Below are 22,807 nucleotides of genomic sequence, written 5' to 3'. Positions count from 1 at the left end.
GGTTAAGTCCCTCCCCCTTGTGGGGAGGGGTTGGGGAGGGGTTTCCGAACAAGTCCCTTGCAATCGCCCGCTGCAAACTCTGATCGCCGCCCTCGCCCAGCCCACGCGGCACGCGGGCGAGCGCCACGGTCAGATCGGTCAGCAGGCGGCCCTCCGGCGCGATCCCGAAGATGTGCAATCCGTCGCGGATCTGCATTTCCTTCAGGTCGCAGAGATAGGCATCGAGCTTCCTCAGCGCTTCGTTTTCGCTTTCGCCTTTTGCGATGCCCGCATCCTTGTCCAGGCCGATGTCGGCGACGAGATCGAGGATCTGTTTGCTGAGCAATCTTATGCGCCGCGGATCGCTGCCGGAGGCTTCGTAATATTCGTCGACCAGCGCCTCCAGGTCTTTCAGCGGGCCATAGCTTTCGGCTCGGGTCAGCGGCGGCGTGAGGTGATCGATGATGACGGCGCTCGAGCGGCGCTTGGCCTGCGTGCCCTCGCCCGGATCGTTGACGATGAAGGGGTAGAGATGCGGCAGCGGGCCGAGAATCGCTTCGGGGTAGCATTCCTCGGAAAGCGCCAGCGCCTTGCCGGGCAACCATTCCAGATTGCCGTGCTTGCCCATATGGATCACCGCATCGGTATCGAATTCCTGCCGCAGGAAGGCATAGAAGGCGAGATAGCCATGCGGTGGCACGAGATCCGGCGAATGATAGCTTTCCTTCGGATCGATGTTGTAGCCGCGCGCCGGCTGGATGCCGATGAGCATGTTTCCGAAGCGAGTGAAGGGCAGAGCGAAACTGCCATCCGCGAAATAGGGATCGGCCTCGGGACCACCCCAGCGAGCTTCGATATCTTCTTGAATCTTTTTGGGAAGCGATGCGAAGAACGCCTTGTATCGACTCAAGGAAAGCGTTTCGCGGATCACCTTGCCGTCCCGGCCCGAATTGGTCGGGCCTTCGGAGAGATGACGCATCAGGGCATCGCCATTCGCCGGGAAATCGGCAATCGCGTAGCTCGTATCCCGCAACGCCTTCAGCACCTCGATCGTGCCGGCCGGCGTATCGAGACCGACGCCGTTGCCGAGACGGCCGTCGCGGTTCGGGTAGTTCGCCATCACCAGTGCGATCCGCCGATCTGCAGCTTGTCGGTTTCGCAGGCGCGCCCAGTTGGCCGCAAGTTTGGCCGTGTAGCGCATTCGGCCTTCGTCAGGCTCGCTGGCAACGATATTCGCCTCGACAGCCGCATCATAGCGGGCGGCCGATTTGAAGGAGACCGCACGCGAGAGAACGCGGCCGTCGACCTCGGGAAGTGCGACATTCATGCCGAGGTCGCGGGCGGAAAGACCTTGGGACGAGGAGGCCCATGCCTCTCTTGATGAGGCTGAGAAAATCGCCTGAAGAACGACGGCGCCATTTGATTCCAGCACGGTCGGCGCGCGGTCGGCGCCGGGCGCGGACACGGCAAAGCCGGTGGTGTTGATGACGACATCGGGCTTCGCTTCGGCAAAGACCGTTTCCAGAATGCCAGTGGAGACAGGGTCCTTGAGGCTGTAGGCAAAGACGGGCAGAGGGCGTAGGTTCTCTGCCGCCAGCGCTTCGATCAGCGCTTCGGCGGGTTTCGTCTCGCCGCTCTGGACGAGCGCACGGTAGAAGCTGATGGCGACGGTGGGGGGGTCGCAGGAACTTCCCTTCTCCCCAGCGGGGAGAAGGTGGCCCGAAGAGTCGGATGAGGGGGCAGCGCGGCAATCGCCAACTTCGCCCTCCTGGCCCTGTTCGCTCCTCGCGTCGCTCGCCCCCCTCATCTGCCCTGCCGGGCATCTTCTCCCCGCTGGGGAGAAGAGCGACTCGGAGAGAGCTCGCCACTCCTCCACACTGACAACGCCCCTGCCCGGCCACCAGATGCCCGCCTTCATCAGGGGCGCGGCAGCGGCAGGCTTTTCGGCGCCGCCCGAAAGCATCGCGGCAGCATAGTCCAGCAGACGCCGCGAATTCTCGTCGCCGCCTTCGATCAGATAAGCCCAAAGTGCATTCAGATCATCGAGCGGCACATTCGAGAACGGCGTCAGCCCGGCATCCGGCTTGGAATCCCCCGGCAGCACGGCAATCATCGCGCCGTGGCGTGCCGCCGCAGCGTGCAGTGCTTCCAGCGCGTAGTGGAAGTAGCTCGCCCCGCCGAGCGCACGGACGATGATCAGCTTCGCACGCCGCGCGGTCCGCTCGATATAGGCATCGACGGACATCGGGTGCTTGAGGCTCATCAAACTGGCGAGCCGAAGCGTGAAGGGTTTCCCTCCGCTCTGGCCGTGCGCAGCGGCGATTGCCGCAAGTTCGGTATCCGCCGCCGAAAGGAACAGGATATCGCCGGGCGACTGGCCAAGGTCGATCGCCTCGTCGCCGTCGCTGATCGTTCCTTTCTGGGCTAGAAGGAGGTGCATGGCCGAGCCTTAAACGAGCGCCTCAATGGCCTTGCGGACAACAGCCTGATCCATCTCGTGCAGGCCAATGACGACGAGGCGCGTGCCGCGCGTTTCGCCATTTGCCCATGCACGGTCGAAATACTGGTCGATGCGGCTGCCGACAGCCTGGATCTGCAGGCGCATCGGCTTTCCAGCCACGTCGGCAAAGCCCTTCAGGCGCAGAACGTCGTGTTCCGCAATCACCGCCTTCAGCTTTTCGACGAAGCCTGCCGGATCGGCGATCGCGCCAAGCTCGACGACGAAGCTGTCGAACTCGTCGTGGTCGTGCGGCGCGCCATCCTCATGCTCCAGCTCGTGATGGGACTTGCGGTTGGCGATATCCGCCTCCGTGCCAATGCCGAGGCCGAGCAGCACGCTTGCCGGAACCTCGCCGTTCCTCGCCTCGATCATGACAGGCTTGCGGGCAATGCGGGAGGTTACCTCCTGGCGCACGCGGCCGAGGCCGGCGGTATCGAGGAGATCCGTCTTGTTCAGAACGATCAGATCCGCGCAGGTCAGCTGGTCCTCGAAGAGTTCTTCGATCGGGCTTTCGTGGTCGAGCGACGCATCCTCGGCGCGCAGCGCATCGACGGCGTCGTGATCGTCGGCGAAACGGCCCGCCGCCACAGCTGCGCTGTCGACCACGGTGATGACGCCATCGACCGTCACTTCGCTGCGGATATACGGCCAGTTGAAGGCGGCGACGAGCGGCTGCGGCAAGGCAAGGCCGGAGGTCTCGATGACGATGTGGTCCGGGCGCTGCTCGCGCTCCAGAAGCTTCGTCATGGTCGGGATGAAATCGTCGGCGACGGTGCAGCAGATGCAGCCGTTGGTGAGCTCGATGATGTCGTCTTCCGTGCAGTTTTCCGCCCCGCAGCCCTTCAGCACGTCGCCATCGACGCCGAGATCGCCGAACTCGTTGATGATCAGTGCGATCTTCTTGCCGCCCGTGTTGGAAAGAAGATTGCGGATCATCGTCGTCTTGCCCGCGCCGAGGAAGCCGGTGATGACCGTTGCGGGAATTTTCTGCTGGTTCATAGGACTCAACCCTTCATTTTCAGCGGCAGACCCGCCGCGATAAAATACACTTCCGCGGCTTCCGCCGCGATCATCTGGTGCAGCCTTCCGGCGTGGTCACGGAAATCCCGCGCCATGTGGTTTTCCGGCACGATGCCGAGGCCGACTTCATTGGAAACGAGGACGAGGCGCGCCCTGGCTTTCGGCAGCCAGCCGGCAAGCGCGGTAAATTCCGCCGCCATGTCGCGCTCTTCCATCATCAGATTGGTAACCCAGAGTGTCAGGCAGTCGACGAGGATCGCCCGGCCCTCGCCGTCGATCGCGGAAAGACATGCGACGAGCTCAAGAGGCTCCTCATGCGTCGCCCAGAGCGGGCCCCGGTCTGCCTTGTGCTTATCGATGCGCTCACGCATCTCGTCATCCCAGGCACGGCCGGTCGCGACGTAATGGCGCTCCAAGCGGCTGTCGGTGACAAGCTGCTCGGCGAAACGGGATTTGCCGGAACGCGCACCGCCGAGAACGAAGGCGGTGCCGGTGATGGATCCACTCATGGGAAGCACGGTCCGATCTGGAGCGGACTGCGACGGACAGCAAAAACGTTCGCGGCATGCGAACGCAGAACTTCTCTTTCAGCCATGCAAACCTCCGTGCTGGCGGTGGGGAACAATACCCCAGGGTGGGCTTCTCGCCCGGCACGCATGGCAGGTCTCCTGGCTCGCGGGTCTCGGCCGCGACCGGAGCGACCATTGAGGTCGCCCTGATCGTGCCAGCGGATCTCCCTCGCCTTCCCGGCTGCATTTCGTGAAAAGGCGGACGATTCGTAGAAATAGAGGCGTCCTGCCCCGGCTGATCACGATGCATTTCCAGTGGCTTTTCCGGCGCCCTTGCCGCCTCACCCATTCCGCGACATGCGAAACAGCCATGAATTGGCCCAAACACCGGACGGAAGACCCTGACCGCTCTACAGTCGCGGGGTCGGCTGTGATGAGAACGCCCTGTTTGGGTCCGCCCCTTCACATTTCCTTTTCATCCGGATCGACGCATGTCGATCCGAAACCATCCGTTATGATAATGCATGGTTAGGCGCCCACCCCTGCCATGTCAATCAGCCGGAGGCGGACAAGGCGTTCATCTCGACTTACACTACCAACATTGTCGTTTTTAATCAGAGACTTACGTCATAAAAACTTTACTGCTGCGCCGGTATTCTGCCGCAATTGGCAAGCATGCGGAGGCCGCCCGCCGGCCTTGACCGCCACTCCTGCCGCCTAGTTGTCCTATGATGCTCTCCAGAATGCATATCCGCCGCCTCGGCCCTCTCACCATCTTTTTTGATATCGGCCGATTGCGGGCGCTCGCCCGACGCAGCGAGATGGGCATGGTCTTTGCCGGCGCGCTCGTCGGTGTCGCATCGGGGCTTGCGGTCACCGCCATGAGACTCGTCTCCGAGGAAATGCACAGGCTGATCTTCGGCATCGACGTCACGACCCGGCTCAGTGCCTCTCAGATCGACAATAAGCTCCTGCTGCTTACAGCTCCCGTCGCCGGCGGCGTCTTGCTCGGTCTCCTCATCTTCATTCTCGCCAGATGGCGCAAGAAGCCGATGGTCGACCCGATCGAGGCCAATGCGTTGCATGGCGGCCGCCTGTCACTGACCGACAGTATCCTCGTCAGCATCCAGAACCTCGTCTCCAATGGCTTCGGCGCGTCAGTGGGGCTCGAGGCCGGCTATACGCAGCTTGCCGCCGGTATCGCCTCGAAATTTGGGCTGAAACTGCAGCTTCGTCGTGCGGATCAGCGCACACTCGTCGGCTGCGGCGCGGCGGGCGCAATCGCTGCCGCCTTCAACGCTCCCCTAGCCGGCGCCTTCTATGCTTTCGAGCTGATCATCGGCACCTATTCGATCGTGTCGCTGACACCGGTCGTCGTTGCCGCGCTGGTCTCAACGCTGGTCGCACGGCTCCTCGCCGGCAGCGATTTCGTTATCGACATCGGCAGCTTCGGCACGGTCGCGCCGGCGGATTACGTGCCTGCCGTGCTGCTCGGCGCCTTCTGCGCCGGCGTCGGCATCCTGGTGATGCAGGGCGTCTCCTTCGTTGAGGAACTGGCACGCAAGAGCTCAATCGCTCCGCCCTTCCGACCAGCGCTCGGCGGCATCGTCGTCGGCCTGCTGGCGCTGGTCTCGCCGCAGGTGCTTGCGGCAGGTCATGGCGCGCTGCATCTGAACCTCGCCCGCGAGGTGACGATTCCCGCGCTCGTCAGTCTCTTCCTGCTGAAATCTTTCGCCTCCGCGATCTCGATCGGCTCGGGCTTCAGGGGCGGCCTGTTCTTCGCCTCGCTCTTCATGGGCGCCCTGCTGGGCAAGCTCTTCGCCTATTCCGCACCCTACTTCGCGGACGCGACACTGACGCCGGTCGTTTACGCCGTGGTCGGCATGAGCTCGCTTGCCGTCGCCATCATCGGCGGGCCGCTGACGACGACCTTCCTGGCGCTGGAGATCACCGGCGACTTTCCCATCACCGCGCTGGTGCTGGCGGCGGTCATCACCTCTTCGCTCGTCGTCAGAAGCACTTTCGGCTACTCCTTCGCCACATGGCGCTTCCACCTTCGTGGAGAGAGCATCCGCAGCGCTCACGATGTCGGCTGGATCCGCAACCTGACCGTCGACAAGCTGATGCGCGCCGACGTGAAAACGGCGAAGACCGGCTTGACGCTGGAGGAGTTCAAGCGAGCCTTTCCGATCGGCTCGACGCAGCGAGTCATCCTTATTGACGACTCCGACAAATATGCCGGCATCGTGCTTGTTCCTGACATCTACGCGAGCCTGGTCGATACCGACGACGAGGGCAAGGGCCTCCAGGATTTCATCCGCTACCGGAACGACTTCCTGCAGCCGCAGATGAATGCAAAGCAGGCCGCCGCGATCTTCGACAAGACCGAGAGCGAAGCGCTCGCCGTCGTCAACAACCTCATCGAGCGCAAGGTGGTCGGCCAGCTCAGCGAAAGCCATACCCTGCGTCGCTATAGCGAAGAACTGGACCGCCGCCGCCGGGATGTCTCCGGCGAAATCTAAATCCTGGGCTAACCGAGAAGCCCGGCCAGCCAGGCCTTGTCGAGATGCGTCTCAAGGTCGGCGGCGACCTCGTCCAGCGCCTGATCGACGCTTTGCCGATAGCCCTGCCGCTGACCGGAGAGCCCGAAACTCTCCAGAAGCTTGCTGCGATAGGCGTCGCTGCCGAAAAGCCCGTGAAGATAGGTTCCCATCACTCGCCCATCGGTAGAAACGGCGCCGTCCGGAACCCCATCGATGAGAGCCGACGGCCTTGCGCAATCCGGTCCAGTCGTTAGACCGAGATGGATTTGGTAGCCGGCAAGCGGAACCTCATATTCAGCCGAAACCGCCAGGCTGTTTCGCACGGTCTTTTCCGGCGCCATTTCCGTCTCGACATCGAGCAATCCGAGGCCCGCGGTCTCTGCACTTGCCCCTTCGATGCCAAGCGGGTCATGAACCATGCGGCCCAGCATCTGATATCCGCCGCAGATGCCGATGACGCGGCCACCGCGCCGCACGTGCGCCTCCAGATCGCGATCCCAGCCAGCCACGCGCAGGTCGGCAAGATCGGCGATCGTCGATTTCGAGCCGGGCAGGATCACCAGCGCTGCATCGGCCGGCAGGCGCTCGCCCGGCTTGACAAAAACGAGCTCGACGTCGGGCTCCGCGCGAAGCGGATCAAGATCGTCGAAGTTGGCAATGCGCGGCAGAACCGGCACGGCGATCTTCAAGGCGCCGGACGCACCCCCGGCAAGGCGTTCGAGCACGACGGAATCTTCCGCCGGCAAGCGCCCCGCCGCCTTCAGCCACGGCACGACACCAAAACATGGCCATCCCGTGAAGCGATTGATTGCGGCAATCCCCTCATCGAAAAGGGAAACATCGCCGCGGAACTTATTGATGATATAGCCGGAAATCATCGCCCGGTCGGCGTCCTCAAGGATCGCGTGCGTGCCGGCAAGCGAGGCAATGACGCCGCCGCGGTCGATATCGCCGACAAGCACGACGGGGACATTGGCCCGGGTCGCAAACCCCATATTGGCGATATCGCCCGGACGCAGGTTGATTTCCGCCGGCGAGCCAGCGCCCTCGACGATCACCAGATCGGCACCCTCGGAAACGATCTCGAAGCTCTGCAGAACATATTCCAGAAGCTGCGGCTTGAGCCTCTGGTAATCGCGGCCCCTAGCCTGGCCCCAGACTTTGCCCTGCACGACGATCTGGCTGCCGTTTTCCGACTGCGGCTTCAAGAGCACCGGATTCATATGCACCGACGACGGCGTGCGCGCGGCAAGCGACTGCAGCCACTGCGCCCGCCCGATCTCTCCCCCGTCATCGGCAACGGCGGCATTGTTCGACATGTTCTGAGGCTTGAAAGGCTTGACCTTGAGCCCGCGATTGGCGGCTAGCCGGCAAAGCCCGGCAACAAGTACCGTCTTGCCGACATCCGAGCCGGTTCCCTGGAGCATAATGGCCTTGGTCATACGGCGAGGCCTACAACGCGTCGCTGGCTGTGGTCAATCACCTGCCTGAAACACGAAAACCGCGCGGCCTGGCAGCGCGCGCGGTTTGCCGAAACTCTGGCGTATTCGCCAATACGCGGCGAAACTCGATTCTCCGGGACGCATTACCTAATCCGGAGAAAAACAGCGGTTGTCCCCCGCCGTTGCCCAACTGATACAGTGACATTCTTACCGGAATGTTATTGAGGACTTAAACAACGATTAATTTCGGCTTTTTTTGAAATTTTACTGATTTTTCCGCTGCCTATTCCATAGCTGGCAGACAACTCTGACTGGCCCGGGTTTACGCAACGGAAGACGATGCATCTTAGTGAAGGCTGAGCAGTTACTTAGCTGAAAGTCTTGATCCGCGCTGGATTTTCGGTATCGCGTCCAGTTCGGGGCCTGGAACAAGCAAAATCGACCGGGCGCAGCGTTCACCGAACAGAGAGATTTTGCGGCTAACATTGCAACCTAAAAGCTGCACGCCAGCAGAAAATGGGAACAGCCGAATGAAAGTCATGCGGGCCTTGCTTTTCCTCGCCGTATGTCTGCTTGATGGCGCTCGCGCCGCACAGGCGGATTGCGGCAATGTCTCGATTGCGGAGATGAAGTGGAAGTCGGCAGCCATCGCTGCCAATTTCGACAAATTCATTCTCGAAAACGGCTACGGCTGCAATGTGACGCTCGTGCCGGGCGGTACGATGCCCACCTTCGCTTCAATGGACCAGAAGGGTGAACCCGACATTGCCCCCGAGCTTTGGATCGGTTCCATCAAGACTGGATTCGATAAAGCGATAAAGAACGGACAGCTGATCGAAACCTCGAAGATCCTGTCGAATGGGGGGATCGGAGGCTGGTGGATCCCGAAATTCATTGCCGATGCGAATCCCGATATCCGTTCGGTGCAGGATGCCCTGAAGCGGCCGGACCTCTTCCCTGCGCCTGGAGCCAGCTCCAAGGGAGCCGTTCACAACTGCCCTCCAGGTTGGAGTTGCAGGATTTCGACGGCCAACCTTTTCAAGGCTCTCGATGCGGGCAAGGCGGGCTTCGAGCTGATCGACAGCAAAAATCCGGATGACCTGGACGATTCGATTGCCAACGCCTTCAAGACCAAGACCGGCTGGCTGGGCTATTATTGGGCGCCGACGGCGATCCTCGGACAATACGACATGATGCAACTCAGCATGAGTGTTGCCCACGACAGCGCGGAATGGCGGGCTTGCACGTCGGTCGAGGGATGCGCCCATCCGCAAGTCAACGCTTACCCCGTTTCTGAAGCCGTCACCGTCGTCACCAGGGCCTTTGCCGACCGAGCCGGTCCGGCACTCGGCTATTTGCGCGCCCGCACCTGGGACAACGCCACCATAAACGACGTTCTGGCCTGGCAGGATGAAAATCATGAGAGCAATGAGGGTGCCGCACTCTACTTCCTGCGCAACTACTCCGAACTCTGGGTACCATGGGTGCCGGCCGACGTCGCGGAAAAGGTGAAAGCGGCTCTTTAAGCGAAATGTCCGCGATTCCAGCCTCGCGAATGCTTTGGTGCGTAGCTACCGCAACTACTCAGCACTAAAGCTGCCGTGCATGCGGCGCCTTGTTATGGATACCCGATGACGCCAGCCGCTTCCTTCCCTGATCGCGAAATTGTCGCCAGCAAATTTGCGGGGGCCGCCGAAGCGGATAAATCGTATCTCTCGCTGCTCATGGAGAATGTGGCGCAAGATGATAATCTCATCGAGGGTTTGCACCGCTATCTGGATCTGGCGGCTGCTGCGCCGTTTCTCAATTCGCTGAAACTGGAAAAAACCGGACTATGGATCGGCGAAGCCGCCCCGGGACGGCTTCAGATCCGTCTGATGGAAGCGGCCAAGTCCAGCCAGCACCCGGCTTATCTTGCCTTCCGAGCCGGCTTGGTGCGGTCGGGCGGCCTCGAGCGGGCCTACCCAACCGCGGCAATCTGAAAAAGCTTAGCGGCTAGCGGCGCGGTTCACCGACCTTCCGGCATCCTGCGTTGCATTGACGACGTTTGCCGTATCGCGGCCCACGCCGCGGATGGTGTTGCCGCAGGAGGAAAGCGCCAGAAGCAGCATGAGCGCAGCGCCGATCTTGACTGTCATCGTCATCTTGAGAACCTCTCTAGAAACCAGAAATCGCGTGCTCGAATCGGTTAGCCGCTTAGAGCATAAACGCGACGAGATGCATAAGGTTCATCGGCGTTCGGTTCAAGCGGCGACAGCCTTTGCCTTTTCCGCAAAAGCGAAGCGGATGCTCTCGGCTACGGCTGCCATAGGACCCGAAAGCTGCGAGGCGGTGAGCAGCCGGATATCGAATGACCCGAGTTCGGGCAGCCCCTCCTGCGCACCAAGAATGACCATATCGCCGCTGACATAGGATCGCGGCAGCGGTGCGATCGCAAGATCGGAGAGCACGGCGGCGCGCTGCGCCATCGTGTGCCCGCTCAGGTAGGCGACGCGGTATGGCCGCTTGTTGCGTTCCAGCTGCGCCAACGCCTCCTGCCGCCAGATGCAGCCATCCTCCCAGATCGAGATCGGCAGAGGGTCGCGCCGGTGCGCCGTGCCGCACTTGGCACCCGCCCAGACGAGGCGCTCGCGGAATACGATCTCGCCGCCGGTCGGGAACGGCCGTGTGGCGCAATTGATGAGCGCCAGATCCAGCCTTTGCTCCTCCATACGCTTCTTGAGACCGAGACTCATATCAACTGTGACATCGACCATGATGCCGGGATAGGTTTCGGCAAAGCTCTTCAGAATGTTCGGCAGCAGCCGCTCGCCGATATCCTCCGGCGCCCCGAGCCGTACGACGCCGCTGAGTTCCGGCATGATGAAGCGGGAAACAGCTTCGTTGGAGAGCGCCAGGATGTTGCGGGCGTAGGTCAGCAGCAGCTCGCCGTGCTGGGTCAAAGTCACCGAACGCGCATCACGCATGAAAAGCGTGGCGCCGAGCTGCTCCTCGAGCTTCTTGATCTGCATGGAAACTGCCGAGGGCGTGCGGAACACGGCTTCGGCAGCGGTCGAAAAATTGCCTGTTTCCGCAATGGCGACAAAGGTTCTGAGGACGTCATTGTCGAGCAGCGGTATCGGCCTGCGAAAGGGAATGCTCATCGTCCCATCTTTCAATTTTTCTGATTTTAAACACAATATCATTTCGTTTGTCTGAAAGTCAACGCGTACTTATATTAGCATCATGGCTGATAGAAAAAGGAGGCCACGATGACCGGGACCGCACATGAAATTCTGGACATCTTCCTCGCGTTCAGGACGAAGCAGATCCAGCGCGCCGCTTGGCAAAATACCATGCGCCAGATGGCGGGATTGCCCGAGCATCTGGTGGCTGATGTGGACCCCTATGCAGCTGCGGCGACCGAACGCGACCTGATCTCCAGATCCTTCAACAAACTTGATGGTATCAATAAAATCTATTCGTTTGAATGATGGATCATCAGGGACCACATTAGACACCGAGCGCTAAGCCGCTTGAGAAAGGAAACGACAATGACCACGATCCACTATCGGGACGGCCACAGCTTCAGCGACACGCACTTCGATGTCGCAGGCCTTGTCCGCAGACTGGTGCATTCCTGGCACCAATGGCAGACGGCACGGGAAATCGAATCCATGCCCTTCGACATCCGCAAGGATATCGGCTGGCCATCTGCAGACGAAGCCGATGAACAGCGCAAGGTAATGTAATGAATGCGACATACTTCCCCGTTTGAGGCGGCGCTCTGCCCTGCGGCAGCGCCGCCTTCATCGTTTCAGAGCACCTTGGATTTGGTCTTAATTTTCAGAAGCCTATATTTTTGGAGCCACCTCGTCGCCCTCGGCATTGGCCTCTTGAGCGCGGCTTGAATTGCGCACGTCGCAAATTAGCTCTTCGTGGCCGCATTTATCCATGCGAATGTCGTTTTTGAGACATCGGGGCGACGCATTTCGCGCAACGAATAGACAGTCGCCCTCCAGTATGGATTTTGCTCATGAACAAGATGCTGACTAAGAAACGCTCTCTCGTCTTCTTCATGGTTCCCCAGTTCACCATGCTGCCCTTTTCGGCGGCGATCGACACCTTGCGCATCGCCAACCGGATGCTGGGCTACCAAGCTTACACGTGGCGGCTCACTTCGGTCGATGGGAACAAGGTCTATTCCTCATGCGGCATCGGGGTCGAGGCAAACACCTCCCTTGCCGAAGAACGGCGTCATCTCGGTGGTGAGAACCGGCCAAACATGGTGCTCGTCTGTTCGGGCATCGACGTAGAGGAGTTCAACAACAAGTCCGTCAATGCGTGGCTACGCGAATCCTACAATCGCGGTGTCGCGGTCGGCAGTCTCTGTACGGGCGCGCATGTGCTAGCTCAGGCCGGACTCCTGAACGGCAAGCGCTGCGCGATTCACTGGGAGAACCTGCCGGGCTTCTCCGAAGCCTTTCCGCAGGCGGAGGTCTATGCCGATCTCTATGAGGTGGACAGCAATCTTTACACCTGCGCCGGCGGCACGGCCTCGCTCGACATGATGCTGAACCTGATCGGCCAGGATTTCGGCGAAAGCCTCGTCAACCGCGTCTGCGAACAGCACCTGACCGACCGGGTCCGCAGCCCGCACGACCGCCAGCGCCTGCCGCTTCGCGCGCGCCTTGGCGTCCAGAATTCCAAGGTTCTTTCGATCATCGAATTGATGGAAGGCAATCTTGCAGAGCCCCTGTCGCTGCTCGAGATCGCCGACGGCGCCGGGCTGTCCCGCCGTCAGATCGAGCGCCTCTTCCGCCAGGAAATGGGCCGCTCTCCCGCCCGCTACTATCTGGAGATCCGCCTCGATCGCGCCCGTCACCTGCTGGTGCAGTCTTCGATGCCGGTTGTCGAAGTTGCCGTCGCCTGCGGCTTCGTCTCCGCATCGCATTTCTCGAAGTGTTACCGCGAACTCTACCATCGCTCACCGCAACAGGAGCGCGCCGAGCGCAAGCTTACGATGGCAACGGCCCGTGAGGCGATCGCAGCGTGACGAAGACGGCGGCGCGCTATTGCGCCGCTTCTTCCGTCATCTTGGCATCTGAAAACACCTGATTGCGGCCCTTGTGCTTGGCCATATAGAGAAACTGGTCGGCGGCGTTCAGATAGTTGTCGAAGGTTTCGTAGCCGGATACTTCAGCGACGCCGATCGACACGGTAACCGATAGCTCCTCATCGTCGGCCGTTACCTTCAGCCGCGAAATATCCGAGCGGATCTCATCGCAAAGCTTCGTTGCGGAGGTGGAATCCATCAGCGGAAAAAGGATCGAGAACTCCTCGCCGCCGAGGCGCGAGAGCAGGTTGTCGCTGCCTTCGAACATCGCCGCGAGGCGATTGGCGACCGCCTTCAGCACCTTGTCGCCGATCTCGTGCCCATATGTGTCGTTCAGCCGCTTGAAATGATCGATGTCGAGGATGGCAACGGAACTAGGGGACTTCTGTCTCAGGCACTCGTTCACAATCTTCGGGCCGTGGTCGAAGAAATAGCGGCGATTATAAAGACCGGTGAGATAATCGCATGCCGCCGCCGCCCGCAGCTGCTTCATCTGCGCCAGCGTTTCGACGTTGTTGGCAATGCGCCATTGAAGCTCCTCGGCCACGAACGGCCTGTAGACGAAATCGCTTGCCCCGGCCTTCAGAAAGCTCGCAGACAGCATCCGGTCGGTGGAGGACGAGATACCCACGACCCGCATATTCTCGGAACCGAAGCGATGGCGGATGCGGCGTGTCAGCTCGTAGCCCGTCATATCCGGCATATGGTGATCCGTCACCACGATCTCGATGTCGCCGTAAGTCTCAAGTGCAGCCAAGGCCTCCAGCCCAGAGGTCGCCTCGACGACTATGTATTGCTGCGCCTTCAGAAGATCGACGAGAACCTGGCGCGCAGAGGTGACGTCATCGACAACGAGAACGCGCGTCTTCCGGTTCAGCATCGCACGGCGGACGGCCGCGACCAGATTGTCGAGGGCAAATTCATTGTCCTTGAGGACGTAATCGATGACGTTCCGCTGCATCACCCGGTTGCGGATGGCAACATCGAAGGTTGCGGTGAAAACGATCGCGGGAATATTATGCTCGACCGTGCAGTCGAGCGCCTCGCCATAGGGAGAATCCGGCAAATTCAGGTCGACGACCGCCATTGTATAGCCGTGACCATCCTGCGACAGGGCGTCCTGCAGTGCTTTCAACGAAGAGCATGGTTTGACGTGGAGGCCGAGTTCCGTCTGGAATCGGTGACAGAGCACAGCGGAAAACATCCGGGAATCTTCAACCAGAAGTATTGTCTGGCTGCCGAAGCGCGGGCCTGAGCCATCCCGATTGAAATCCGCTGGAAACGCCATACAGCCCGCCTATGTGCCGAAACGCAGTGAAAGCCCGAATCGGCCTTCATTGCAGTGGCATGGACGATAACCGAGAGGCCACGAAGATTGAAGCGCCGGAACGGCAGCAAAGAAACCTAAAATTGCAAGAATTCGTGAGTGAACAACGGGCGCGTTCTGATTCATCCAGAGTTCCTACTCGTATCGCGCTCTATTTTCGCGTCACGCAACCGTCCGCTCCTTCCTCATCGTCTGGATCTGCAGCAGCGTGTCGAGGTTCTGGTTGACTCGGCAATAGAACTCCTCGTCGATAAAGGGCCGCAGCATGAAATCGTTGCCGCCTGCTTTCAGAAACCGCGCCGAAAGCAGCCGGTTGGACGAGGAAGAAACGCCGATGATGCGCAGCCGATGCGAGCCGATCGTGGCGCGGATGCGCCGCGTCAGCTCGAAGCCGTCGATGTCGGGCATATTGTAGTCGGTGACCATCAGCCCGATATCCGGATTGGTCTTCAGGATATCAAGCGCCTTGGCACCACTCTCGGCGACACTGACGCGGAAGTTGTAGCGCTTCAGGCGGCTGGAAAGGAGCGCCCGAGCCGTTGCGCTGTCGTCGACGATCAGAACGTGGTGGCGCTTGTTGGTGAGAAAACGGCAGATCGATTCCGCCAGCAGATCGACGGCGAAGACATTGTCCTTGAGGATGTAGTCGACGATTTCCTTCGCGATCAACTCGTCGCGCAGGCCCTCATGGAATGTACCGGTGAAGACGATCGTCGGAATACTGAGATCGACCAGGTACTCCAGCGCTTCGCCTTTTTCAGCGCCGGGCAGATTGATGTTCGAGATCGCCAGCGTGATCGGCTCGATAGACTTGTCGTAGGCGAGTTGCAGATCCTCGAAACTGCGGCAGATCTCAACGTCGATGTCGAAAAGCTCTTTCAGCCGCTTGCTGATCATCGACGTAAAGACATTGGAATCCTCGGCCAGAAGAATACGCGCCCCGGCAAACATCTCGCCGGAATACTGCATTCCCGAAATGCCTAAAAAAGACATAAGAAACCTTTTGATTGAAAACTTCTATTCCCCTGAAAATCGATACCTCAACTCGTTTGAACAATTGTTAACTGCCGTATTGTTGGCCACAAGAAAAAGGCGGCCCATCGGGACCGCCTTCGATTTCTCGACTTATGCTTAAGAGATTATGCGCGAAGCGCTGCATTCTCCGCGTCGAACGGGCTTTCTCCAACGACCGTGGCATTATACATCGTGCCGAGGATCTTGATCTTCAGCCTGGTGCCGTCCTTGGCATAGTCCGGCCGCAGCATGGCAAGCGCCAGCGAGCGGTTGATGCGGAAGCCGAAAGTGCCGTTCGTCGCGCGGCCGACAAGCTCGCCGGCCTCATTGTAGATGGCTTCGGAGCCACGGGCGTCGACGTCGTTGCCAGCCTCGACAACCAGCGTCGCAAAGTTCCACTTGAGGCCCTTTTCCTTGTAGGCAAGCAAAGCCTCGCGGCCGAGGAATTCCTTCTCCGGCTTGATGAAGCGGTCGAGCGCCGATTCATAGGCATTGTACTCGATCGACATTTCGCGCGGGATCAGGCGATAGGACTTCTCGACCGACATCGAGAGCATGGCGCGAATACCGAAGGGCTTGATGCCGTACTCGGCACCGGCTTCCATCAGCTTGTCGAAAATGTAGTTCTGCATTTCGATCGGGTGGTGGAGTTCCCAGCCGAGTTCGCCGACGAAGTTGACGCGGAGCGCATGCGCCGTTGCGGCGCCGACGGAGATCTCCTTGCCTGTGAGCCAGGGGAAATCCTTGTTCTCCAGGCTTGCGCGCGTGAGCTTCTTGAGAACGTCGCGGGACTTCGGACCGGCGAGCACGAGCACGCCGAGACGCTGGGTGATCGGCTGCAGGCGAACCGAACCATCGGCCGGTGCGAGCTTGCGCAGATAGTCGTGGTCATGCGCTTCGTAGGCACCTGCGGACACGAGATAAAAGCGGCCCGGCGCCCACTCATAGACCGTGAATTCAGCCCGCACACCGCCCCGCACCGTCAGCATATGGCAGAGTGCGATACGGCCGCGCTTCTTCGGAATGGCGTTGGCGAAAATCGATTCCAGCCAGGCGCGCGCGCTGGGACCGGAGACTTCCATCTTCGCGAAGGCCGACATGTCAAGAACGCCGACATTTCTGTGAACGTTCATGACCTCGTTGCCGACATGCTCGAAATAGTTCGAGCGGCGGAACGACCATTTTTCGAGGATGCGGCCATCTTCGGTTGGCGTGGAGTGGTTATGGTTGGTGAGAACATCGGCGCCGACGCCGATCTGGTCCTTCGGAAGGTCGTAGCCTTCGGGCGCAAACCAGTTCGCGCGTTCCCAGCCATAGACGGAGCCGAATACGGCGCCCATCTCTTTCAGGCGGTCATAGACTGGCGTCGTCTTCAGCGGACGGGCGGCGGCCCGCTCTTCGTCCGGATAGTGCATGGTGAAGACGTTGGCGTAAGCTTCCTCGTTCTTGGCGATCAGGTAGCCTTCAGTCGCATAAGGACCGAATCGGCGCGGATCGACGCCCATCATGTCGACGGTCGGTTCGCCATCGACGATCCATTCGGCAAGCTGCCAGCCCGCACCACCGGCGGCGGTGATGCCGAAGGAGTGCCCTTCGTTGAGCCAGAAGTTCTTGAGGCCCGGCGCCGGACCGACGATCGGGTTGCCGTCCGGAGTATAGGCGATCGCGCCGTTATAAACCTTCTTGATGCCGACTTCGCCGAAGGCCGGAACGCGGGCGATGGCGGCCTCGATGTGCGGCATCAGGCGATCGAGATCTTCCTGGAAAAGCTCGTATTCGCTCTCGTCCGACGGGCCATTGACATAGCACACCGGCGCGCCGTGTTCATAAGGGCCGAGGATGAGGCCGCCGTTTTCCTCGCGCATGTACCAGGCGCTGTCAGATTCGCGCAGCACGCCCATCTCCGGCAGGCCCTTGGCCTTACGCGCGAGGATCTCAGGATGCGGTTCGGTAACGATGTACTGATGCTCGACCGGAATGACCGGGATGTTGATGCCGACCATCTCGCCCGTCTTGCGGGCAAAGTTGCCCGTACAGCTGATGATGTGCTCGGCGGTGATCTCGCCCTTGTCCGTCGTCACCTTCCAGATCCCATCCGGCTGCTGCTCGATGGCCGTGACCGTCGTGTTGCGGTAGATGGTGGCGCCACGGTCGCGGGCGCCCTTGGCGAGCGCCTGCGTCAGGTCGGCCGGCTGGATGTAGCCATCGTCGGGATGCTGGATCGCGCCGAGCAGGCCGTCGGTCTCGCAGAGCGGCCAGACCTCCTTGACCTCTTCGGGCGTCAGGATCTTGACGTTGACGCCGATCGTCTCGGCGATGCCGGCATAGTACATGTACTCGTCCCAGCGGTCTTTGGTGCGAGCCAGACGGATGTTGGAGACTTGGCTGAAACCGACATTCATGCCGGTCTCTTCCTGCAGTTCCTGGTAGAAGCGAACCGAGTATTTGTGGATCTGGCCGACCGAATAGCTCATGTTGAAGAGCGGCAGAAGTCCCGCGGCATGCCAGGTCGAGCCGGAGGTCAGCTCCTTGCGCTCAATCAGGACGGCATCGTCCCAGCCCTTCCTTGCAAGGTGATAGAGCGTCGAAACGCCGACGACGCCGCCGCCGATGACCACTGCCCGCGCATGTGTCTTCATGGAGAAATTACCCTCTGTTCAACTGAGCATCCGGAAGGGCCGGACGAAAATCACTATTCGGGACTATGCAGTGAGGCACGGTTCCCCAAACGCCTGTTTACGACATGCGAAAAGCTTGCCGCGACGACATGCGAATAGACAAGCGCCAAATATGATTTCGGCGAAATTTCGGGACGCGCGGGTTCGGCGAGCGCCTATTTTATGACGGCAGTGCCTTTGACGATATCAACCGTCTCGCCGCCAGTAAGACCGATGCGGTCACCGTCTGGCGTCATCATGAAGCAGCCTGTGCTGCAAAGCATTTCGGAAGCACCGGCATCGACCACCACCTCCACGCGGTTGCCGCCTTCGGTGATGACAAGGACGACCGGTGCCGGATTGGTGTTGGTGATTGTCGCCGAATGAGCGCCTCCGGCGGCGAGAAGTGAAAGAAGCAGTGCAACGGCAAACCTTGCCATTCAATGCGGCGCAGCGAGCGCCCTCCCCTGGTGTATCTCGGCGCTGCTGCCCCCAGCAGCGAAATCCCGATTACCCAGGCTTTATAAGCACAAGCCTCTGAATGATCCCTGAATAAAGCGACTAGCTTTTGAGAGAGCGATCGGCGGTCTTGCCCCGCAACTGGCGCACCGCTCCGTCGTCCCTTTCGCCTTCGTCCTCCTGCCCGTCGTCCGCGATCATTAAGGAGGGCTCCTTTGCCGAAACCGGCGCGTTGTCACGGTGAAAAACGACATCGCTCTGCGGCAACGGGATCTCGATCCCTTCTTCCTTGAAGCGTTTGAGGATGGCGATGCGCAGGTTGTTTCTCACCTTCAGGCCCTCACCCATATCCGCCAGCATAAAGCGCAGTTCGAAATCCAACGAGTAGGTGCCGAAACGCAGGAACTCGACATGCGGCTCCGGATTACGCAGCACGAAAGGAGCCTCATTGACCAGTTCGAGCAGAATATCCATGACCTTCTGCGGATCGGCATCATAGCTGACGAAAACCGGGATCTCCGAACGTCCGATCTTGTTGCGATGCGTCCAGTTTCCGACCGCAGCGTTGATGAGTTCGGAATTTGGCACGATGATCGACTGCTTCCGGAAAGTCTCGATCTCCGTGGCACGTACGGAAATCCGCGTCACGATGCCTTCCGCCGCTCCCGACACGACGTGGTCGCCGACCTTGAAAGGCCGCTCCACGAGAAGGATCAGACCCGACACGAAATTCGAGACGATGTTCTGCAAGCCGAAACCGATACCGACCGAGAGGGCGGAAGCGACAAGTGCAAGGTTCGACAGGTCGATCCCTGCCGCTGAAACGCCGATGATCGACGCGAGAGCGATGCCGAGATAACCGATGCCGGTCTTTACGGAGTTGCGCACGCCGATATCGACATGGCTTCGCGCCATGACGTTGCTGTCGAGCCAGCGCTGAATCCAGCGGGTCACGAGATAGCCGCCGGCAAAGAGCAGGATGCCGGTAAAGATGCCCAGCAGGGAAATGCTGATGCCGCCAAGGCGGACCTCGGTGAGAAGCCGGTAGGCGATCAGCTCAAGATCCTGGATATGGAAACCCCAGAGCAGCAGGGTCAGCGGAATGCCGGTCAGGAGTGCGACGCCATAGATTGCGAAGCCAACTGCGAGGCCGACCTGGTCGATCGCAACCGGCCCCATGTTGAAGCGGGTTCTCAGAAAGCGGCCGACGAAGGTGTCGCCGAAACTCTCCTGCCTGGAAATCGCCTTGCCCAAGAGCAGGCCGATATACGTGGTCACCACGATGGCGCCGGTGATGATGAGCTGCGTCGCCACAAAGCGCGCAAGGCCGACATAGCCTGTCAATGCCGTCACGATAAGACCGAAGCCGAGAAGGCGGAGGATGATCGCCATCCCACGCGGCCAGTGCCGGCCGGGCGCATCGGGGTCGCCGCTGCGCGCCAGCATGGGCCGGCCGAAGGAGGCCGCAATCAGGATCAGACCAATGATCAAGGCGGCGATCAGGCTCCTGACGACAGTCAGAATCAGCGGTGAGCCCATGGCCTCGCTGATGGAGCTGAAGAAATAGTCGAGGGCGTTGACGATCGCCATTGCCAGCAGGCATGCGCCGATCGATTGCGCACCGCGGTTCGATAGCCGCACCAGCCGCCAGTGTGGTTCGCGTGGCGCAAAGATTGCATTGCTAAATCGGGCAACGAAATAGATAAGTCCGATCGCCGCGAAAAGAGCCGCGACAACCGGCGCGATGTCCGGCCTCAACACATTGAAACCGTTGAGGAAAAAATAGGATGTGACCAGCACCGCGGCAAGCGCGAATGTCCGGATCAGCGTTGACCAGAAGGCAACGGAGAGCCGACTGATATAGGAGGGATTCTCGACACCCTCATCCCGCGTCAAATAGCGGCCGAACATGCGGTAACCGCCTGAAAGCATGATCAGGCCCGTTCCGAGCGACATAAAGATTGCCGCAAACAGCGCGAAGCGTTTGAACTTCCAGGCGAAACTAAGCCAGCTCGAAAGCGCCTGCTGGAATTCGCTGACCTCCTTGACAAACGCCGTGCCGGCATCGCCATAAACAGAAGCCGAAACCTCGGTGCGTCTCAGCAATGTCGCGGCAAAGAGACGGCGGCGGGTTTCAGCCACTTCGTTCATCAGCTTGTTGACGCCAAGCGAGAGGTTTTCAGCGTCGCCGGTCACGGCGTTGATCTGCGAACGTTCGGCCATCAGGGCGTTCCGCTCGTCGGTCACGATCTTCGCTTCCGGCGGCTGCCCGTCCTTCGGCGGATCGCCGATCTCGGCAAGACGATTCGTGATCTGCTCGAGGCGCGGCCGGAGAGTGACCGAGCTCGCGAGAATATTGCGCCCCAATTCGTCCACTTGCGCGGACAGCCCGACGAGCGCATCGTCGTCGGTGGCGTTCTGCTTCACGCTCTCCTGCAGGGAGGCGAGCTTCGACTTGGCCTTTTCAATATCCTTGACGGCTTGATCGAGCGGTGAATCGACAACCGGGGCTGGCGCCTGCTGTGCCTGAGCCTGCGCTTGCGGCTGCTCCTGAACTTGCGGCTGTTCCTGCGCAGCGGCGGAGCCGCCAGGCAGACCACCAGCAGACAGCGCAAAAATCAGGTAAAGAAATGACAGGAGCAGAATGAGTTTCGGCCGCAAAATGTCCCCGCTAGGATTCTCTTCGTGATGAGGCCGTGTTTTATAGCAAAGAAAGGCGACAGAAAGGCGGATGTTCTTTTTCCGCCTCTCAGAAGCCGGCGCCAGGCTTCGCAAGATACTCCAATTCTGCCGCGGTCGAGGCTCTTCCGATGATGGCATTGCGATGGGGAAACCGGCCGAAAGAAGCAATCACGTCGCGATGGCGAATCGCATAGTCGAGATAATCGGCGTCGCCTAGGGCCTGAAACAGGGTCACCGACTGCTCCTGCGCCGCTATGTCTTCGGCGTGCTCGAAAGGCATATAGAAAAACGCCCTGCATTCTCTATCGACGAGCCGGTCGGCGCCGGCATCGATGGCCAGTTTCGCCTCGCAAAGCGCCAATCCATCCGTCGCAAAGGCAAGCGGTGTGTTCCGGTAGATATTCCGAGGGAACTGATCGAGGACGATGACCGCCGCAAGCCGGTTCTTTGGGCTGGCATGCCAGGACCCGATAACGCCTCCCGCCAACGCCAGGTGCGTATCCCGGAAGCGGTCTCGAATTTCCTCATCCAGCGACAGCGTCGACTGAAACCACTTTTCGCGGCTGCATCTTTCGAACCAAAAGGAATAGACCTCCTCCGGTGCACATATCTTGATCGTCACTTTGCCCCCTAGCGCCGGTCAACTGACGGGAAAAATCAAAATGGCGCGCGTGCCGCGACACGCCGGATCATAAGTGAGTTCCGACTTCAGGCTTGCGGCCATGGCAGCCAGAATCTTCGTGCCGAGGCCGCTCCCTCTCGCAGGGCTCGAGTGATCGAAGCCGCCGCCATCGTCTTCGACAACGAGATGCAACTCCTCATCGATTTGTTCGACGATAACCCGAATCTCGCCGTGCACGCCTTCACGATAGGCATATTTGAAAGCATTGGTAACGAGTTCGCCGACAATAAGGCCAAGCGTGACGACCTTGTCCGTCGGCAGATTGATCGGGCCTGCCGTCAGCACGACGCGGTGAGGCCGCTTGTCGTCGCGGATGGAAGCCTCCAGCTCGCTCAGCAGATTCTGGAGGTATTCATCAACCTGGACCTTGCCGATCTGGCGACTGTCGTAAAGACGCCGGTGAACACTCGCGATAGCATTGATGCGCGACTGCGTTTCATGCAGCGCGTCGATCGCCACCTGGTCCGTCAAGATCGACGACTGCATGCGGATCAGTGCGCCGACGAGGCCGAGACTGTTCGCGACGCGATGATTGACTTCCGCAAGCAGCAGCTCGGCGCGGTCCCGCTGCTGGCGGATCAGCTCTTGCGCCTCGGCTGTCTCCCGCCGGAAGCGCGCCCGCTCCAGGCTTTGTTCCAGCGTCGCCGCGACCAGATCGAAGTAGTCGGGGGAACTGCCCTTGAGCACATAGTCATCCGCACCCGCCTTTAACGCTGCCACGGCAATGCCGGTGTCGTTGGCGCCTGTCGCATAGACGACAGGGGGACGATCAGGCAGCGCCATTAATTGCGGCAGGAAATCAAGGCCAAGTTCTGTTTCCAGCGTATGATCGAGCACCACCGCGTCGATACCGCCGTCAGCGATGCGTCGCAGCGCGGCGGCACCATCCTGCACCCAT

At 60.2% G+C, this 22,807-nt stretch carries 19 protein-coding genes and 1 riboswitch; of the genes, 6 read left to right on the top strand and 13 right to left on the bottom strand.

The features are described 5' to 3' along the window. From cobN to cobU, 3 genes are all read right to left on the bottom strand, one after another. The coding region (cobN, locus tag ACPYOJ_RS28050; protein ID WP_481419163.1) for a cobaltochelatase subunit CobN at positions 1 to 2,419 on the bottom strand (2,419 nt) is incomplete at its 3' end. A gap of 9 nt (positions 2,420 to 2,428) precedes the next feature. Further along, complete coding sequence (gene cobW, locus ACPYOJ_RS28045; protein ID WP_481419162.1) at positions 2,429 to 3,478, bottom strand: cobalamin biosynthesis protein CobW; 1,050 nt, start codon at positions 3,476 to 3,478, stop codon at positions 2,429 to 2,431. Positions 3,479 to 3,483: 5 nt separating this feature from the next. After that, positions 3,484 to 4,008, bottom strand: coding sequence for a bifunctional adenosylcobinamide kinase/adenosylcobinamide-phosphate guanylyltransferase (gene cobU, locus ACPYOJ_RS28040; protein WP_481419161.1), 525 nt, complete (start codon positions 4,006 to 4,008; stop codon positions 3,484 to 3,486). A gap of 132 nt (positions 4,009 to 4,140) precedes the next feature. Further along, positions 4,141 to 4,533, bottom strand: a riboswitch (cobalamin riboswitch). Positions 4,534 to 4,739: 206 nt separating this feature from the next. On the opposite strand from cobU, the gene ACPYOJ_RS28035 reads away from it, so the two are divergent. Continuing rightward, on the top strand, positions 4,740 to 6,530 hold the full coding sequence (locus ACPYOJ_RS28035; protein WP_481419160.1) for a chloride channel protein: 1,791 nt from the start codon (positions 4,740 to 4,742) through the stop codon (positions 6,528 to 6,530). An 8-nt stretch (positions 6,531 to 6,538) separates the two neighbouring features. On the opposite strand, the gene ACPYOJ_RS28030 is transcribed toward ACPYOJ_RS28035, so the two are convergent. Continuing rightward, entirely contained in the window at positions 6,539 to 7,993 is a 1,455-nt protein-coding gene (locus tag ACPYOJ_RS28030; RefSeq protein ID WP_481419159.1) for a cobyric acid synthase, read from the bottom strand. Between the two features lie 539 nt (positions 7,994 to 8,532). On the opposite strand from ACPYOJ_RS28030, the gene ACPYOJ_RS28025 reads away from it, so the two are divergent. Both ACPYOJ_RS28025 and ACPYOJ_RS28020 read left to right on the top strand, forming a co-directional pair. Further along, positions 8,533 to 9,519, top strand: a complete 987-nt coding sequence (locus tag ACPYOJ_RS28025; RefSeq protein WP_481419165.1) for a glycine betaine ABC transporter substrate-binding protein — start codon at positions 8,533 to 8,535, stop codon at positions 9,517 to 9,519. A 105-nt stretch (positions 9,520 to 9,624) separates the two neighbouring features. Beyond that, positions 9,625 to 9,975: a hypothetical protein gene (locus ACPYOJ_RS28020; RefSeq protein ID WP_481419158.1), complete on the top strand. Its 351-nt coding sequence runs from the start codon at positions 9,625 to 9,627 to the stop codon at positions 9,973 to 9,975. A 6-nt stretch (positions 9,976 to 9,981) separates the two neighbouring features. Here the strand turns inward: ACPYOJ_RS28020 and ACPYOJ_RS28015 are convergent, their stop codons facing one another. Beyond that, a complete protein-coding gene (locus ACPYOJ_RS28015; RefSeq protein WP_168830937.1) occupies positions 9,982 to 10,137 on the bottom strand; it encodes an entericidin domain-containing protein in 156 nt (51 codons plus the stop codon). 99 nt (positions 10,138 to 10,236) lie between these two features. After that, entirely contained in the window at positions 10,237 to 11,178 is a 942-nt protein-coding gene (locus tag ACPYOJ_RS28010; RefSeq protein WP_205927203.1) for a LysR family transcriptional regulator, read from the bottom strand. A gap of 66 nt (positions 11,179 to 11,244) precedes the next feature. Here ACPYOJ_RS28010 and ACPYOJ_RS28005 point away from each other — a divergent pair, with 66 nt between their 5' ends. From ACPYOJ_RS28005 to ACPYOJ_RS27995, 3 genes are all read left to right on the top strand, one after another. Then, the gene (locus tag ACPYOJ_RS28005; protein WP_481419157.1) at positions 11,245 to 11,466 is read left to right on the top strand and encodes a hypothetical protein; all 222 of its coding nucleotides are present in this window, start codon (positions 11,245 to 11,247) and stop codon (positions 11,464 to 11,466) included. 60 nt (positions 11,467 to 11,526) lie between these two features. Beyond that, positions 11,527 to 11,724: a hypothetical protein gene (locus ACPYOJ_RS28000; RefSeq protein ID WP_481419156.1), complete on the top strand. Its 198-nt coding sequence runs from the start codon at positions 11,527 to 11,529 to the stop codon at positions 11,722 to 11,724. Positions 11,725 to 12,008: 284 nt separating this feature from the next. Next, positions 12,009 to 13,028, top strand: a complete 1,020-nt coding sequence (locus ACPYOJ_RS27995) for a GlxA family transcriptional regulator (protein WP_481419155.1) — start codon at positions 12,009 to 12,011, stop codon at positions 13,026 to 13,028. 16 nt (positions 13,029 to 13,044) lie between these two features. Here the strand turns inward: ACPYOJ_RS27995 and ACPYOJ_RS27990 are convergent, their stop codons facing one another. The 7 genes from ACPYOJ_RS27990 to ACPYOJ_RS27960 all read right to left on the bottom strand — a co-directional run. Further along, on the bottom strand, positions 13,045 to 14,376 hold the full coding sequence (locus tag ACPYOJ_RS27990) for a diguanylate cyclase (protein ID WP_481419154.1): 1,332 nt from the start codon (positions 14,374 to 14,376) through the stop codon (positions 13,045 to 13,047). A gap of 201 nt (positions 14,377 to 14,577) precedes the next feature. After that, complete coding sequence (locus ACPYOJ_RS27985; RefSeq protein WP_481419153.1) at positions 14,578 to 15,408, bottom strand: response regulator; 831 nt, start codon at positions 15,406 to 15,408, stop codon at positions 14,578 to 14,580. A 146-nt stretch (positions 15,409 to 15,554) separates the two neighbouring features. Next, on the bottom strand, positions 15,555 to 18,068 hold the full coding sequence (locus ACPYOJ_RS27980) for a GcvT family protein (protein ID WP_481419152.1): 2,514 nt from the start codon (positions 18,066 to 18,068) through the stop codon (positions 15,555 to 15,557). A 194-nt stretch (positions 18,069 to 18,262) separates the two neighbouring features. After that, on the bottom strand, positions 18,263 to 18,526 hold the full coding sequence (locus tag ACPYOJ_RS27975) for a hypothetical protein (protein WP_481419151.1): 264 nt from the start codon (positions 18,524 to 18,526) through the stop codon (positions 18,263 to 18,265). Between the two features lie 121 nt (positions 18,527 to 18,647). After that, positions 18,648 to 21,206, bottom strand: coding sequence for a mechanosensitive ion channel domain-containing protein (locus tag ACPYOJ_RS27970; protein WP_481419150.1), 2,559 nt, complete (start codon positions 21,204 to 21,206; stop codon positions 18,648 to 18,650). An 88-nt stretch (positions 21,207 to 21,294) separates the two neighbouring features. Next, a complete protein-coding gene (locus ACPYOJ_RS27965; protein WP_481419164.1) occupies positions 21,295 to 21,843 on the bottom strand; it encodes a DUF924 family protein in 549 nt (182 codons plus the stop codon). Between the two features lie 24 nt (positions 21,844 to 21,867). Next, positions 21,868 to 22,807 (bottom strand): sensor histidine kinase (locus ACPYOJ_RS27960; protein WP_481419149.1); only part of this gene is annotated, 940 nt, incomplete at its 5' end.

It is taken from the genome of Rhizobium sp. SVR5-9E, from assembly GCF_056755095.1.
This window is presented reverse-complemented; position numbering and strand designations above follow the sequence as displayed.

Coding starts and splice junctions, on each gene's coding strand:
- cobW (WP_481419162.1), bottom strand. CDS start 3,478: ATGAACCAGCAGAAAATTCCCGCAACGGTCATCACCGGCTTCCTCGGC.
- cobU (WP_481419161.1), bottom strand. CDS start 4,008: ATGAGTGGATCCATCACCGGCACCGCCTTCGTTCTCGGCGGTGCGCGT.
- ACPYOJ_RS28035 (WP_481419160.1), top strand. CDS start 4,740: ATGCTCTCCAGAATGCATATCCGCCGCCTCGGCCCTCTCACCATCTTT.
- ACPYOJ_RS28030 (WP_481419159.1), bottom strand. CDS start 7,993: ATGACCAAGGCCATTATGCTCCAGGGAACCGGCTCGGATGTCGGCAAG.
- ACPYOJ_RS28025 (WP_481419165.1), top strand. CDS start 8,533: ATGCGGGCCTTGCTTTTCCTCGCCGTATGTCTGCTTGATGGCGCTCGC.
- ACPYOJ_RS28020 (WP_481419158.1), top strand. CDS start 9,625: ATGACGCCAGCCGCTTCCTTCCCTGATCGCGAAATTGTCGCCAGCAAA.
- ACPYOJ_RS28015 (WP_168830937.1), bottom strand. CDS start 10,137: ATGACGATGACAGTCAAGATCGGCGCTGCGCTCATGCTGCTTCTGGCG.
- ACPYOJ_RS28010 (WP_205927203.1), bottom strand. CDS start 11,178: ATGATATTGTGTTTAAAATCAGAAAAATTGAAAGATGGGACGATGAGC.
- ACPYOJ_RS28005 (WP_481419157.1), top strand. CDS start 11,245: ATGACCGGGACCGCACATGAAATTCTGGACATCTTCCTCGCGTTCAGG.
- ACPYOJ_RS28000 (WP_481419156.1), top strand. CDS start 11,527: ATGACCACGATCCACTATCGGGACGGCCACAGCTTCAGCGACACGCAC.
- ACPYOJ_RS27995 (WP_481419155.1), top strand. CDS start 12,009: ATGAACAAGATGCTGACTAAGAAACGCTCTCTCGTCTTCTTCATGGTT.
- ACPYOJ_RS27990 (WP_481419154.1), bottom strand. CDS start 14,376: ATGGCGTTTCCAGCGGATTTCAATCGGGATGGCTCAGGCCCGCGCTTC.
- ACPYOJ_RS27985 (WP_481419153.1), bottom strand. CDS start 15,408: ATGTCTTTTTTAGGCATTTCGGGAATGCAGTATTCCGGCGAGATGTTT.
- ACPYOJ_RS27980 (WP_481419152.1), bottom strand. CDS start 18,068: ATGAAGACACATGCGCGGGCAGTGGTCATCGGCGGCGGCGTCGTCGGC.
- ACPYOJ_RS27975 (WP_481419151.1), bottom strand. CDS start 18,526: ATGGCAAGGTTTGCCGTTGCACTGCTTCTTTCACTTCTCGCCGCCGGA.